At 69.1% G+C, this 14,326-nt stretch carries 12 protein-coding genes; 11 read left to right on the top strand and 1 reads right to left on the bottom strand.

Annotated elements, in window-relative coordinates; genetic code table 11:
• Positions 1-46: 46 nt before the first annotated feature.
• Positions 47-901 carry a helix-turn-helix domain-containing protein gene (locus RPX00_RS15515; RefSeq protein WP_406640239.1) on the top strand — a complete coding sequence of 285 codons (855 nt, stop codon included), beginning with the start codon at positions 47-49 and terminating at the stop codon, positions 899-901.
• 255 nt (positions 902-1,156) lie between these two features.
• A complete protein-coding gene (locus RPX00_RS15510; protein ID WP_406640238.1) occupies positions 1,157-1,666 on the top strand; it encodes an EF-hand domain-containing protein in 510 nt (169 codons plus the stop codon).
• Positions 1,667-1,762: 96 nt separating this feature from the next.
• Here RPX00_RS15510 and RPX00_RS15505 read toward each other — a convergent pair whose 3' ends face one another.
• Positions 1,763-2,959, bottom strand: a complete 1,197-nt coding sequence (locus RPX00_RS15505; RefSeq protein WP_406642930.1) for a cytochrome P450 — start codon at positions 2,957-2,959, stop codon at positions 1,763-1,765.
• A gap of 480 nt (positions 2,960-3,439) precedes the next feature.
• Between RPX00_RS15505 and RPX00_RS15500 the strand changes: the two genes are divergently transcribed.
• From RPX00_RS15500 to RPX00_RS15460, 9 genes are all read left to right on the top strand, one after another.
• The gene (locus RPX00_RS15500; protein WP_406640237.1) at positions 3,440-4,459 is read left to right on the top strand and encodes a streptomycin biosynthesis protein; all 1,020 of its coding nucleotides are present in this window, start codon (positions 3,440-3,442) and stop codon (positions 4,457-4,459) included.
• A gap of 7 nt (positions 4,460-4,466) precedes the next feature.
• Positions 4,467-5,459: an NAD-dependent epimerase/dehydratase family protein gene (locus RPX00_RS15495; protein WP_406640236.1), complete on the top strand. Its 993-nt coding sequence runs from the start codon at positions 4,467-4,469 to the stop codon at positions 5,457-5,459.
• 76 nt (positions 5,460-5,535) lie between these two features.
• Positions 5,536-6,552: a class I SAM-dependent methyltransferase gene (locus RPX00_RS15490; protein WP_406640235.1), complete on the top strand. Its 1,017-nt coding sequence runs from the start codon at positions 5,536-5,538 to the stop codon at positions 6,550-6,552.
• A gap of 31 nt (positions 6,553-6,583) precedes the next feature.
• Positions 6,584-8,266, top strand: coding sequence for a prenyltransferase/squalene oxidase repeat-containing protein (locus RPX00_RS15485; protein WP_406640234.1), 1,683 nt, complete (start codon positions 6,584-6,586; stop codon positions 8,264-8,266).
• Entirely contained in the window at positions 8,263-9,555 is a 1,293-nt protein-coding gene (locus RPX00_RS15480; RefSeq protein ID WP_406640233.1) for a cytochrome P450, read from the top strand. The genes RPX00_RS15485 and RPX00_RS15480 overlap by 4 nt, the downstream gene beginning before the upstream one ends.
• The gene (locus RPX00_RS15475; protein ID WP_406640232.1) at positions 9,552-10,724 is read left to right on the top strand and encodes a cytochrome P450; all 1,173 of its coding nucleotides are present in this window, start codon (positions 9,552-9,554) and stop codon (positions 10,722-10,724) included. The genes RPX00_RS15480 and RPX00_RS15475 overlap by 4 nt, the downstream gene beginning before the upstream one ends.
• A gap of 5 nt (positions 10,725-10,729) precedes the next feature.
• Positions 10,730-11,944 carry a cytochrome P450 gene (locus RPX00_RS15470; RefSeq protein WP_406640231.1) on the top strand — a complete coding sequence of 405 codons (1,215 nt, stop codon included), beginning with the start codon at positions 10,730-10,732 and terminating at the stop codon, positions 11,942-11,944.
• The gene (locus RPX00_RS15465; protein ID WP_406640230.1) at positions 11,944-13,110 is read left to right on the top strand and encodes a macrolide family glycosyltransferase; all 1,167 of its coding nucleotides are present in this window, start codon (positions 11,944-11,946) and stop codon (positions 13,108-13,110) included. Before RPX00_RS15470 ends, RPX00_RS15465 begins: the two co-directional genes overlap by 1 nt.
• Positions 13,107-14,312: a cytochrome P450 gene (locus tag RPX00_RS15460; protein WP_406640229.1), complete on the top strand. Its 1,206-nt coding sequence runs from the start codon at positions 13,107-13,109 to the stop codon at positions 14,310-14,312. Before RPX00_RS15465 ends, RPX00_RS15460 begins: the two co-directional genes overlap by 4 nt.
• Positions 14,313-14,326 lie beyond the last annotated feature (14 nt).

Below are 14,326 nucleotides of genomic sequence, written 5' to 3'. Positions count from 1 at the left end.
GGCTTGGAAAAATGTTCCGTGCGGCCGGAGTGCGTAGCATGGCGTGATGGGGGGCTTGGCTGAACGGGACAACGCGGTGTTGTGGGACATCACGTGCCCGACTCGGCCCAGCCGGGTGTCTGGGGTCTCCATGGCCGGATTCCGTGACCGCGGCATCGCCCCGTCTGGCCTCCGGTTGATCCCGCATCCGACGGTGACCCTGGTTCTGGTGTTCGGCGGGACGCTCGCCATGGAAGATGCTGCCGGACGGCGGCGGCAGGGCAGTTTCGCCACTGGGCTTGGGTTCGGTGACGTCGTCCGTACGCTGCGGGCGGACGCTTACGAGGCTCTGCAGGTGCGCCTGTCGCCGGCGGTCGCGCGCGCGGTGCTGGGCACCACCGACTTGGGCGACGCGGTGGTGACGCTTGACGAGCTGTGCGGCCGGGAGGCAGCGCGGGTCAGCGACCGGCTAAACGACCTTTCCTCGTCGGAAGACCGCTTCGCGTGGATCGACGCGTGGATCGCCCGGCGTTGTGCCGTGGCGTCGCCGGTCGATCCGGAGGTCTCGTGGGCCTGGCGGCAGATCGCCGCTACGCGCGGGACGGTCCGGGTCGAGCGGCTGGCGGCCGAACTCGGCTGGAGCCGCAAACGGTTGTGGTCCCGGTTTCAGGCACAGCTCGGCTTGCCGCCCAAGCGGGCCGCGAGGTTGGTGCGCTTCGATCATGCGGTGCACCGTCTGGTCGCGGGGCAGGACGCGGCCGGGGTCGCGGCTGACGGCGGCTACACCGACCAGTCGCACCTGCACCGGGACGTCGCGGCGTTCACCGGGTTGACCCCGGCCACCGTGGTCGATGAACCTTTCCTCGCGGTCGACGACATCGCGTGGGGCTGGCCAGGGCGGCGAAACTCCCGCATCCGGTAAGAATATTCCTTTGTGGACTATTCCCGCCCACACCGAAACATGAACTACCGCAAGGACTTCCCAGCGAGTGGGCGATCAGGCAACCCATGCAGCGGAGTCGCGGGCGAGCGAAACTCACCCCATGTTCCATCGTGCCCACCCCATCAGGTAGCGACCGGGTCCTGGCGACTGAATCCCATTGTGTTCGTGCTCGAACACTCGCATTCTGTTATTCGGCAACCCATCGACCGCCAACTACCCTAGGGGAACTATCCGATGACTAGCGCACCCGCGGATTCCGTCGACGCGTTGATCGAAGCGGAGTTCGACAAACTCGACCTCAACCACGACGGCCGTCTGGACTGGGCGGACTACGAGATCCTGATCGACCGCTATCGGAAGACGGCGGGAGTGAACGACGACGACCGGCGGATCCAGGAGCTTCGCGCTTTTTACCAATTGCATTGGCTGGAACTGCTGCGGCACTCCGGGGCCTCCGGGGACCGCTTGTCGCGGAACGAGTTCGTCGAGGCCACCCGGCGGACCACGGGCGACGCGAACCGGCTGGACGCCGCCAAGGTCGGCGGGCACGTGATCTTCGACCTGGTCGACGCCGACGGCGACGGCAGCATCAGCAGGGACGAACTCGGCCGTTACCTGCAGGGCGTCTGGCAAATCGACCAGTCCGACCCCCGGTACGATTTTGACGCACTCGACACCAACAAGGACGGCGTGATCTCCCGGGAAGAGTTCGTCAGCGGTATTCAGGAAATTCTGCACGCCTAACCCTCGCGTTGTCCCACAGTCATGAGTTCCACTGGTATTGCCGTGTCGGCACGTACGCCTTCCGTCGGGAAATGGCGTACGTGCCGACAGTGCGTTTCACCACCGCACGAGAACCCGCTCCAGTCCGCCGACCACCAAGCCCTCCCGGATGGACAGCTTCGACGGCGGTTCGGCCAGTTCCAGGGTGGGCAGCTTACGCAGCAGAACCCGCAGCACGGCGTGCAGTTCGACACGGGCCAGCGCTTGGCCGATGCAGACGTGCGGTCCGATGCCGAAGGTGAGATGCGAGTTCGGGGCGCGGCGCAGATCCATGCGGCCGGCGTCGGCGAAGGCGCGTTCGTCCCGGTTGGCCGCGCCTAGGCTGCACACGACCATCGAACCCGCGGGCAAGGTGCGGCCCGCGACCTCGATGTCGGCCGAGAGGTAGCGCGGCACCCCGAAGCCCGGGTTGGCGTCGAAGCGCAGCGCCTCCTCCACGGTGGTGCGGACGAGGCCGGGGTCGGCGCGCAGCTGCGCCCAGCGCTGCGGCTCGGCGAGCAGCAGCGCGATCATTTTGCCGATCATGCCCGCCGTCGTCTCGTACCCGGCGACCAGCAGACCCTGGCTGGTGCCGACCAGGATTTCCTCGGGCAGCCGGCCGCCGAACTCGTCGGTGAACCGGATGAACTCGCTGATCAGGTCGTCGCCGGGGGCGGCCCGTTTGGCGGCGATGTGCGCGGCGAAATAGGCGGCGAACTCCGTCTGCGCGGCGTCGATCTCGGCCTGGGTGAACCGGGTCATCGCGAGCATCGTGTCCGACCAGTGCGCGAACCGGTCGCGGTCGGCGTCCGGCACGCCCAGCTGGTCGCAGATCACCCATCGCGGCAGCGGAAAACCCAGCTCTCGCAGCAGGTCGGCGGGGGCTCCTCGCTCGATCATCGCGGTGACGAGGGACTCGGCCATCTTCTCGATGCCGGGCTGCAGCGCCCGCACGCGTTTCGGCGTGAACGCCCTGCTGACGACCTGACGCCAGCGCTGGTGCAGCTCGTCCTCGGTCAGCTTCTCGCCGAACACGCCGCCGCCCTCGTTCACGGTGACCCGCGCGGCGTCCTCAGCGTCGGGATGCCGGGTGAACCGCGGGTCGGACAGCACTCGCCGGACGTCCTCGTACCGGGTAAGCAGCAGGGCCTGGTCCCCGCTGGGCAATCGCACCTCTGCTACCGGCTCGCTGTCGCGCAGAGCCGCCCATTCCTCCGGCGGGCTCAGCGCGTCGGGCAGGCAGAACGGGTACGGGGACGCGTCATTGCTCACGATTGACTCCCGAAAATCGGCTCGATATCGCAGTACGACGATAACCGCATTACCCGCACGGAGGAAAGATTCCGGAAAAGGCGTCGCAGACCTCGGTGAAGAATATTCCAGCCTGAAATTGACTGACTGGCAATTTCCCTGACAGGGAGCGACCTGGTGTCACCTGTCCGAGGCCTTGCGCCACGAAAACCCCACTGCGACAACACAGAAACGGCTACGACGGGAAGGCAACCCGCACGGATCGAGGCCAGGCGGAGCGCGTGCGACTTCCTCCTGATCAGAGCGCAGGCACGACATCCATCCGGAATAGCTCTTTCGTGGAATTGAGCCGTACGCACGGCGACTTTCCCGGTTCGGCCAGATGCGTCAGGGAGAACACCCGATCTCGGGAAACTTCCCCCGAGGGGTTGTTGTTTGTCGGTCGCATGATCAATTGTTGGGGTCGGGCGGCAAGCGACTGCGCAGGAGAAGGGGTGGTATCGGATGGACCGCGAACCTCGCGAGGAAACCGCGCACACCGACACCGACCCGCCGTCGATCTGGCGCAGGTACAACGCGGACGGGGCGTCCTCCGAGCTGGTGGCGGTGAGCATGCTGCGGCTCGGCGATTCGCTGCGCGTGTCGGGGATGGACGACGAGCACGCGGGCGTGCTGGCGAAGCTGGACATCCGCCTGCCGCCGATCATCGTGCACCGGGAGACCATGCGGGTGATCGACGGGGCCCACCGGGTGCGCGCCGCCGAACTCGGCGACCGCCCGCTCATCGAGGCGCGGTTCTTCGACGGCGACGAGCACGACGCTTTCGTGCTCGCGGTGGAGGCGAACAAGGCCAACGGCCTGCCGCTCTCGCTGACCGACCGCAAGGCCGCGGCCGGGCGCATCATCCTGACCCACCCGACGCGGTCGGACCGGTGGATCGCGCAGGTCACCGGGCTGGCCGCGACCACGGTCGGCGCGATCCGCAAGTGTTCGAGTGTGGCGGACGCACGGTCGAACACCCGGGTCGGCCGGGACGGCAGGCTGCGCCCGCTCGACAGTTCGGCGGGAAGGCAGCTGGCCGGGGAACTCATGCGGGCGGACCCGAACCGGTCGCTGCGCGACATCGCCCGTGCCGCCGGCATCGCTCCGTCCACGGTGCTCGACGTGCGCAACCGGCTCGACCTTGGCCAGGCTCTGGTGCCCGTCCAGCGGACGAGCGGGTCGCGGTCCGCGCGGCGGCCGGCTCCCGTGGAGGCCGCGCCAGAGCTGGACCCAGCGGGGATCATGCAGACCCTGCGCCGGGATCCGTCGCTGCGGTTCAGCGAAGCGGGCCGGACGCTGTTGCGCTGGCTGGACGCCCACGTCATCGCCAGCCAGGCCACCGCGCCGCCGGCGGACGGCATCCCGCGGCATTGCCTCGGCACGGTCGCGGACCTGGCCCGGCACAACGCCCGGTTCTGGACCGAGTTCGGCGATCAGGTCGACGAGCTGCGCCACAGCGGCCGCCAGGTCGAGCGGGCCTGACCACCGCATGCAGCGCACCGGCTCCGCTCGCGTCGCACTGATCACCGGCGGCCGCGGCTTCATCGGCACGCATCTGGCCGCGGGCCTGGTGCGGCAGGGATTTCACGTGGTCGCGGCCGATCGGACCGCCGAGGCCGCCCGGCTCGACGTCACGTCGTTCGCCGAGTGTCTCGATCTCGTCCGCGAGGTGCAGCCGCACGTGGTGTTCCACCTGGCCGCGTTCTCGACGGTCGACGCGGCGTTCAGCGATCCGCACGCCTCGCTGGCCACCAACGTCGGCGGGACGATGAACATGCTCGAGGCGGCCCGGTCGGTCCGCGGGCTGGCCCGCTTCGTGCTGGCCTCGACGGACAAGGTCTACGGGGAACTGGTCGGCGACGCATACGTGGAGACCTCGCGGCTCGACGCGCGCGGCGTTTACGACGTGGGCAAGATGGCCGCCGACAACCTGGTCCGGCTCTACGGCGACGAGTTCGGCCTGCCGATCGCGATTCTCCGGCTGTGCAACGTCTTCGGCCCCGGTGATGCGAACACCGCGTCGCGGATCGTGCCGCGGACGCTGAGCCGGATCTTCGACGCCGCTGGGCCATTGCCGCCAGTGATCTACGAGGGATCGATGGCGCACGGCCGCGACTACGTGTACGTGACGGACGTGGTCCGGGCGCTCACGACGGTCGCTTTCGATCCCCGGGCCCGCGGTGAGGGGTTCAACATGGTTCCGGCCGCGCATCGCACCACGCTCGATCTGGTGGCGGAAATGATCGACCAGTCCGGGAAAGCGTGTGAACCGCACGACCGGGATTGGGCGGCCGCCATTCGCAAGAACGGCTATGAAGTGGTGCCGGGAACCGGGCTGCCCAGCGCGTTGGAAAGGCAGCACTGCGACGCGCGGAAGCTCGGCGCGCTGGGCTTTTCCACTCGGGTCTCGATGACCGAAGGACTGCGCCGCACCATCGACTCGTTCCTGCACCGCAGGCTGGCCGAACGTCGAACACGCTGATCGCTTGCTGCGCCGTGCGGCCGTGTCTACGTTCAGGAACACGGACCACGAGCCCTCGTATCGGAGGATCGCAGCAATGGCGGTACTCGGCCGACGATCGGTTTCCGGCGCGTTCTTCCGGCCGCGAAGCGATTCGTGCCCGTGGTGCGGTTCGCGGGAAATCCGGCACCGGATCACGGTCGTCGACACCCGGCAATGCAAACCCGGCACCTTCGACATGAATGAATGCACCGCGTGCGGCCATCTCTTCCAGAATCCGCAACTGACTGAGACCGGGCTGGCGCACTACTGCCGCGATGTCTACGACGGGCTCGGTCGCGAGCACTACGCCGCGATGGCCCGGCGGTCCCGGTCCACGCACCGGAAGCGAATACGCACGATTACCCGTGAGGTTCCGCCGAAGCGCTGGCTGGATGTCGGTGCCCGGCAAGGACATTTCTGCCGTGAAGCCCGCGTGATGCTGCCCGGCACCGAGTTCTGGGCGCTGGACCCGAGCCCGGAAATCCTGGCGGCGGCCGAGCGCGGCTGGGTCGACTCCGCTTCCCGCGCTCCGCTGGTCGAGTTCGCCGAGGAGCACCGGGCGGAGTTCGACGTGGTCAGCGTCATTCATTACTTGGAGCGCACCACTTATCCGCGCCGCGAACTGGATTCGGTGCGCGAGGTGCTCCGCACCGGCGGCGTGGCGCTGATCGAACTGGTCAATCCGCAGAGCCGGTTCGCCCGGTTGTACGGGAAATACTGGTACTGCTGGATGGCACCGCAGAATCTGCACCTGGTGCCATGGCGAAACCTGTGTCTGCTGCTGGAGGAACGCGGATTCGCCGTGTCCAGGGTGGAACTCGGCGCGGCGAACAAGCCGTTCGACACCATGGCCGCGTTGCTCACCGCGCTCAATTATCACCTGCCGCCAGCCAAGTCCTGGCCGTGGCTGAGCCGACCGGTGCGTTTGCCCGGCAGGCTTTTCCGGAAGGTGGCGCTGACTTTCGCCACGCCTGTACTGGGATTCGCTTTATTACTGGACCTGCTGTTGCAGGCGGTGATCTCCCGCGGACAGGGCGGCAACACCTATCGGATCGTCGCTGTGGCGCGCTGACAGCTTCATCACACGGGAAGGCGGAGCGGGGTTGGACGTCGAACAGCTTCAGGCACGAGCGGAGAAGGCCGCGGAACGCGCGATCACGAACCTGTACGACCGGCAGCGGGAGGACGGTTCCTGGGTAGACCGGCTGTCGTCCTCCACGATCTCCACCGCGCTCGGCGCGCTTTCGCTCCACCGCGCCGATCCGATCGGCTACCGCGACCGCGTCGACGCGGCGGTCCGGTGGCTGCGTGCCTATCAGCGCGGCGACGGCGGCTGGGCGATGGCCGATGCTGAATGGCCAAGCAGCCCAGGCATGACCGCGTTCGGCCTGGCGGCGTTGCACGAGATCGATCGGGAGGGCGCACACGACGCCATCGAACGGGCGCGCGTGTTCCTCGATGACAACGACGCGGTGAACGTCGTCCCTGGCCTGTCCGGGGAAGCGCCGAAGACATGGCCGGCCGCGTTGCCGACCATCTGGGCGTTGACCGGCCTGCGTGACTTCGAGCACCAGCCGGATCTGCCGGTCGAGACGGTGCTGGTTCCGCGCCGGTGGCGCAACAAAGTGTCCATCGCGCTGCCCGCCGTGCTCGGCCTCGGCATCATGCAGAGCCGGACCATGAAGCGCGGCCTTCCCCGCAAGCTGTTCGGCCGGATCGCCGAGCCGAAGGCGCTGGACTGGCTGCGAGAGATCTCCGGCACCAACGGCGGCATCGAAGAGTGCCCGATGATCGCCGGCTTCGTCTACCTCGGCCTGCGGCAGGCGGGCGTCGGCATCGATCTGCAGCTGGCGTCCCTGCATTACCTGCTGCAGACCCAGCGCGAGGACGGCTCGTGGGCCATCGACCGCGACTTGGAAATCTCGGTCACCGCCTACGCGGTCATGGCGCTCAGTGAGTTCCGCGATCCGGCGGACCATCCGCTGCTGCGCCGGACCCGGGAGTGGCTGCTGCGCAATCAGTGGAACAAGCCGTTCCGCCAGTTCGACATCCCGCCGGGCGGCTGGGGCTGGGCCAATCCGTCGGGCTGGCCGGAGTCCGAGGACACCGCCGTCGTGCTCGGCGCGCTGGCCGACCTCGGCGTGCCCCGCACGCATCCGGCGGTGCAGCTCGGCATCCAGTGGCTGTTGAAGATGCAGAACCGCGACGGCTCGTGGTCGGAGTGGGTGCGCGACACGCACATCATGAACGACCGGCCGTGTCCTGGCGTGACCGCGCACGTGGTGCTGGCCCTGCGCCGGTTCGGGCTGTCGGAGTCCCCCGGCTCGGCTCTCGCGCGGGCCCGCGAGTACCTGCGCGGCCATCAGTGCCGCGACGGTTCGATCGCGTCGGTGTGGTTCCGCGACAACACCCACGGCACCAGCAGGCTGCTGGAGGCGTTCGCGGACAGCTCCCCCACCGCCGACGCGGCCAGGAAGTGGTTGCTGGCAAACCAGGCGGCCGACGGCGGCTGGCCACTGCGGCACGAGCTTCCGCCCAAGGGCAGCACCGCGGAGGAGACGGCGTGGGCGCTGTTCGCGCTGCTGGCTGGCGGTGAAGACCCGAGCGGCACCGCCGTGCTGCGGGCCGTGGAATGGTTGGTGAACCATCAGGACGACCAGGGCGCGTGGCGGCCGAGCAACGTCGGGTTGTACTTCGACGACCTCTGCTACACCGACGACCTGATCGCGCACACGTTCGCGCTGCGCGGTCTCGGACGGTGGCTCAAGACGATGGCCGACCGGTGACCGAGCTGCGTTCCCTGCCGCCAGGGCCAAGGCTTCCCGCGCTCGTACAGACCCTGATGTGGGCGGCGGCTCCGGTGCGGTTCGGCAAGTCGTGCCTCCGCCGTTACGGACCGCTGTTCACCGCGCGCATCCTCGGGTTCGGCGACGTCGTCTACGTCTGCGCACCGGACGGCATCCGCCGGATCCTGCGCGACGACGCTGGTTCGTTCGGTGCCGCGGCGGCGAACGAGCCGATCAAGTTCGTAGTCGGCCGCCATTCGCTACTGATGTCCGACGGGGCCGAGCACACCAGCCGTCGCAAGGAGCTGATGCCGCCGCTGCACGGGAACAACGTCGCCGCGTACGTCGAGGTGATGGTGTCCATTGTGGAGCAAGAGATCCGGCAATGGCCCGCCGGACGCACCGTTCGGCTCCTTGACTGTTTCCAGCGAGTGACCCTGGAAGTGATGATCCGCGCGGTCTTCGGCATCACCGACTCGTCCCGGCTGGACCGGCTGCGCGCGCTGGTGCCGCGTCTGCTCGACATCAATCCGCTGATCATCCTGCTGCCCGCCGTGCGCAGGGGCTTCGGCGGATTCGGGCCGTGGGCGACGTTTCAGCGTCTGCTGCGCGAGGTCGACGGGATCATCTACGCGGAGATCGCCGACCGACGGGCTAGGCCAGTCGACAACGGCCGCGACGTGCTCTCGATTCTGCTTGCTCGCCAACAGAACGACGAGGAGTTGCGCGACCACCTCGTCACCCTGCTCGCGGTAGGCCAGGAGACGACGGCGACCCAGCTGGCGTGGTTCTTCGAACGCGTGCTGCGGGCTCCCGGCGCGCTCGACCAGGTCAGCGGTGCGGACCCGAAGGTGCTCGACGCGGCCATTCACGAGGCGATCCGCACGCGTCCGGCCACTTTGGACGTCGGCCGGATCGCGACCGAGCCCTGGACGTATGACGGATGGACCTTTCCCGCCGGGACGATGTTCGCGGTGTCGCTCGGCCTGCTGCACCTGTCCGCGGACCTGTACCCCGGGCCGGAGACCTACTCGATCAGCCGGTTCTTCCCCGCCGAGCCGCCGAGCACGCACTTCCTGCCGTTCGGCGGCGGCACGCACCGCTGTCTCGGCGCGTCGCTGGCGATGGTCGAGATGCGCACGATCATCAGCTCGATCCTGCGGCACGTCCGGCTGGACCTCGTCCGCACCGCGCCGGAGGCAGTCGCGCCGAAGGGGCCGATGCTCGTCCCGCGCCGGGGCGCGGAGGCGGTCGTGACGGAGAACCGGCTGCTGGCGGGCCGGGCATGAGGGCCGCGTTCCCGTTCCCGCGTGCGTCCGGTTTGGACCTGGAGCCGGAATACCTGGTCCGGCAACGATTCGCCCCGGTCAGCCGGGTCGAGTTCCCGTACGGCGAACCGGCCTGGCTCGTCACCCGGTACGCCGACGTCCGCACGGTGCTGACCGATCCCCGGTTCTCCCGCGCCGCTTCGCTGGAGCGCGACGTCCCCCGGGTCACCAAGGAGAACTTCTCCGGCGGCATCGTCGCGATGGACCCGCCGGAACACACCCGGCTCCGGTCGATTTGTCGCCACGCCTTCACCCCGCGAACCGTGGCTCGGCTGCGCGAGCGTGCCACGGCGATCGCCACCGAGCTGATCTCCGAAACCGGTGAGGAGTTCGACGGTGTCGAAGAGTTCGCGCTGCCGTTCACCTTGAAGATGATCTGCGAGCTGCTCGGCGTGCCCTACGACCAGCGCGCGAGCTTCCGGGAGTGGGCCGAGGCCGGGCTGGCGACCACCTCGATCACCGAGGAGGAACGGCTGGCCGCCACCGGGAAGATGTGGGACTTCGTCGTCGAGCTGGTAGCGCAGCGGCGAGAACGGCCGAGGAACGACCTGATCTCGGCAATGCTCGCGGCACAGACCTGCGACGTCACCGACGACGAGCTGGTGATCGTGGTGATGACGGTCCTAGTGGCCGGCTACGAGACCACGTCCACTCAGCTGCCGAACTTCCTGTACCTGCTGCTGACGGACCGCACCAGGTTCCAGGCGCTGACGGACGACCCGTCGTTGATCCCGTCCGCGGTCGAGGAGCTGATGCGTTACGTGCCGCTGGAGGCCAACGGCACGACCCCGCGTTACGCCGTCGAGGACGTGGTGCTGAGCGGAATCCGGATCGAGGCGGGTTCGCCGGTCGTGCCCGCGTCCGCGGCCGCCAACCGGGACCCGGACGTTTTCGCCGATCCCGACCGGCTCGACTTCGCCCGCGCGCCCAATCCGCACCTCGGCTTCGGCGTCGGCGCGCACTTCTGCCTCGGCGCGCCGCTGGCCCGGCTGGAACTGCGGGTGGCGCTGGAGGTGCTGACCTCCATCGCGCCGGGACTGCGGCTGGCGCGCGGGGAGGCGGGGATCGACTGGAAGACCGGGATGCTCGTGCGCGGCCCCTCGCGGCTCGCGCTGACCGAGAGGACTTGAGCACGATGCCCGACCGCACCACGTCCCGGCGGCCGCCGCCGGTCGAACGGTTCCGGCCCGCCGACCTCGACGGCATCGACTGGGGAAAGCTGCGCACCACCTGCCCGGTGTCGCCGGCGGAAGGGCCGGACGGCACGCGGGTCTGGCTGGTCAGCCGCTATCCGGACATCCGGAAGGTGCTGGGCGGCCCGGCGTTCAGCGTGTCCCCGATCGACCCGGAGCGCGGGGTGGGCACGGCCGAGACCAACGAGTCGATTTTCCAGGACCCGCCGGAACACACCCGGCTGCGCGGCCTGGTGGCGGGCCCGTTCGCGATCGGCTGCGTCGGGCGTTATCGGGAAGCCATTCGTGCCAAGGCCGACCAGCTGCTCGCCGCGATGGGCGGGGTGACCGACGTGATGGCGGACTTCGCCAAACCGCTCACGATGAACGTCATCGCCGAGGTGGTCGGCGTGCCGGAGCCGGACCGGGCGATGTTCCAGCGGCTGTCCGACCAGCTGCTCGTGCCGCTGTCGGAGGCTCAGGGCGTGGTCGCGCTCAAGGGCTGGAAGCAGCTCAACGACTACGTGCGCGAGTTGATCGCGCACCGGCGCCGCACGCGCGGATCGGAGGGCACCGACCTGCTCGCCCATCTCATCCGGGCCCAGCGGGAGCAGGACGCGGTCGACGACGTCGAACTCGCCACGATGGTGCTCGGCCTGCCGGTCGCCGGATACGTCAGCACGGCCAACGCGATCTCCGTGGCGGTGCGCTATCTGCTGGAGTTCGGGTGGCTGCCCCAGGTGCGGACCGCGCCGGACCTGCGCGCGAAGTTCGTCGAGGAGGTGCTGCGCGTCCAGTCCGGCGACAACGGCGAGTCGATGCCGCGGTTCGCCGCCAAGGAGGTCCGGATCGGCGACGTCACCGTCGGAAAGGGAGACATGGTGGTGGCTCCGCTCGTGGCGGCCAACCGGGACGAGGACCTGTTCGCCGACCCGGACGTCTTCGACCCGCAGCGACCGGGGCTGCTCAAGCACCTCGCGTTCGGCTTCGGCATCCACCGCTGCCTCGGCGCCAACCTCGCCCGGCTCGAACTGCAGGTCGCCGTCGACGCGCTGGCCGAGTGCGGGCTGGACTTCCGGATGCTGGAGGCGTGGAAAGCGGTGCCGTGGCGGGTCAACATGCTCGGCGACCGCTTCCCGGAACGGATGCTGGTCGAGGCACGCGGCAGGGGCGTCTGATGGGGCGGCAGGTGCTGTTCGCGTCCGTCCCGGCGTGGGGGCACGTCTACCCGGTGCTGGCGGGCCTCGCCGAACTGGTCTGGCGAGGTCATCACGTGCGCTGCCTCGCGTCCGGCAGCTTCGCGGCCGAGGTCGGCAAGGTCGTCGAGGTGGTGCCGTACGAGTCGCCGATGGACTCCGCGCGGGCGGAACTGGCCGACATGGACAAGGTGCTGCCGTTGCTGCTGGAAGAGACGCAGGCGTCCTACGCGGCGCTCGAACGCGCTGTCGGCGAGTGTCGGCCAGACGTGCTCGTGTCGGACGTGCTGGCGACGTCCGGGTGGCTGCTCGGCCGGGCGCGCGGCATCCCGGTGGTCCGCACGTGGCCGGTTTTCGCGTCGAACTCCGAGTTCTCGCTGCACCAGGACTACCAGTCCCGCACGGACACGGACGAGTCGATGTCGACGTTTTTCGGTGCGGTGGCAGGGTTCCTGCGGGAGATCGGCCTGGAGTCCGCGGTGTCGCCGGAGGAGTTCTTCGACAACGAGGCCGAACGCAACATCGTGTTGTTCCCGCGCGAGGTTCAGCCGCGCGGGGAGACGTTCGGCTCGCGGTTCACCTTCATCACGCCGTGTGTCCGGCCCGCCGAGCAGTCGCCGGAACTGGCGTGGCTGCGCGAAGCCAAGCCGCTCGCGGTGGTTTCGCTCGGCACGGTCTTCACCGACAATCTCGATTTCTTCCGAGCCTGCGTCGAAGGAGCCGACCGGCTCGACTGGCACACCGCGGCCGCGCTGGGGGCCAAGGTCTCCCCCGCCGACGTCGGACCGGTCTCCGACCGGGTGCTGCTGCGGGCGAAGCTGCCGATGATCGACACGCTGCGGCACGCGTCGGCCGCGATCACCCACGGCGGGCTGACGAGCACGCTGGAGGCGCTGGCACAAGGGGTTCCAGTGCTGATCGCGCCGCAGATCGGCGAGCAGCGCGGCGTCGCGGACCGCGTCGAAGCACTCGGCCTCGGCGTCCGGCTGCACGAGCCGTTCACCCCGGACCAGCTGGCGGACGTGCTCAAACGGGTGGCCGACGACACCGCCATGGCCGAACGGCTGGCCCGGTTCCAGCACCGGCTTCGCGGCGGACGCGGTGCCGACGAGTTCGCCGACGCCGTCGAGGCGGCGTTCCCGGCATGACAGAAGCGAAGGAGGTGACGGATGTGCGGCAGGAACAACTGGCCGAACCGCTGACGGACTATCCGTTCGCGCGCGACTCGATCATCGACCCAGCCCCGGCACTGGCCCGGCTGCGCGAGGCCGCGCCGATCCGGAAAGTCCGGATGGCCGGCGGAGCAGAAGCGTGGCTCGTCACGCGCTACCGGGACGTGCGCGAGGTGCTGAACCATCCGGCGTTCGGCACGCAGTACCCGGGTGTGCTCCCGGCCGCGGACGAGAACAACCTCGCGGCCGGGTTCATGTTCCTCAAGGACCCGCCCGAGCACACGCGGTTGCGGCGCAGCGTGAGCCGGGCGTTCACCGCCCGCCGGATCGCCGAACTGCGCGAGCGCGCGACGGAAGTCACCGATGACCTGGTGACCGCGATGCTGGCCGAGGGCGGGGTGGTCGACGTGCAGGAGGCGTTCGCCTACCCGCTGCCGATCGCCATCGTCAGCGAACTGCTGGGCATCCCGGCGGCGGACCGGTCGCGGTTTCGCGGCTGGGCCGACGTTGTGCTCCGCTCGACCGGGGATTTCGGAACGGCTTTCGGTGACCTGCAACGGTTTGTGGTCGACCTGGTCGCGGCGAAGCCGGACGGCGGGGATCTCCTCAGCGACCTGGCCCAGCAGTCCGGCGAACCGGACGGGCTGAGCCGGCTGGAGATCTCGTCGATGGCGATGGGCCTGCTGATGGCCGGTTACGTCACGACCGCGTCGGCAATCGCGCACGGGCTCCTCCGGCTCTTCGAGAACCCGCCGGTGCTGCACGCGGTCCGGACTGGAGCGGTGCCGATCGGCGAGGTGGTCGAGGAACTGTTGCGGTTGCAGGACGAGGAAGTCGGCATCCAGCGGATCGCCCAGTCCGATGTGGACATCTGCGGCGTGCGGATCGCCTCGGGGGAAACGGTCATCGCGTCCCGGGTCGGGGCCAACCGTGACCCGGCGGAGTTCACTGAGGCCGACGCGATCGTCCCGGGTGCCCGCCGCAGCCCGCATCTCGCGTTCGGCCACGGTATCCACCACTGTCTCGGCGCCGCACTCGCCCGGATGGAGCTGACCGTCGCGCTGGGCACCCTGTTCGCCCGGATCCCGGGCCTTCGGCTGGCCGGTCCGCCGCACGAGGTGCGCTGGCGGGCCGAGGGCATGGACGTCAGCATCGAGCGGCTTCCCGTCACCTGGTGAACCGCTCGCGTTTA

It is taken from the genome of Amycolatopsis sp. WGS_07, assembly GCF_045278895.1.
Lineage (GTDB): Bacteria > Actinomycetota > Actinomycetes > Mycobacteriales > Pseudonocardiaceae > Amycolatopsis.
This window is presented reverse-complemented; position numbering and strand designations above follow the sequence as displayed.

Coding starts and splice junctions, on each gene's coding strand:
- RPX00_RS15515 (WP_406640239.1), top strand. CDS start 47: ATGGGGGGCTTGGCTGAACGGGACAACGCGGTGTTGTGGGACATCACG.
- RPX00_RS15510 (WP_406640238.1), top strand. CDS start 1,157: ATGACTAGCGCACCCGCGGATTCCGTCGACGCGTTGATCGAAGCGGAG.
- RPX00_RS15500 (WP_406640237.1), top strand. CDS start 3,440: ATGGACCGCGAACCTCGCGAGGAAACCGCGCACACCGACACCGACCCG.
- RPX00_RS15495 (WP_406640236.1), top strand. CDS start 4,467: ATGCAGCGCACCGGCTCCGCTCGCGTCGCACTGATCACCGGCGGCCGC.
- RPX00_RS15490 (WP_406640235.1), top strand. CDS start 5,536: ATGGCGGTACTCGGCCGACGATCGGTTTCCGGCGCGTTCTTCCGGCCG.
- RPX00_RS15475 (WP_406640232.1), top strand. CDS start 9,552: ATGAGGGCCGCGTTCCCGTTCCCGCGTGCGTCCGGTTTGGACCTGGAG.
- RPX00_RS15470 (WP_406640231.1), top strand. CDS start 10,730: ATGCCCGACCGCACCACGTCCCGGCGGCCGCCGCCGGTCGAACGGTTC.
- RPX00_RS15465 (WP_406640230.1), top strand. CDS start 11,944: ATGGGGCGGCAGGTGCTGTTCGCGTCCGTCCCGGCGTGGGGGCACGTC.
- RPX00_RS15460 (WP_406640229.1), top strand. CDS start 13,107: ATGACAGAAGCGAAGGAGGTGACGGATGTGCGGCAGGAACAACTGGCC.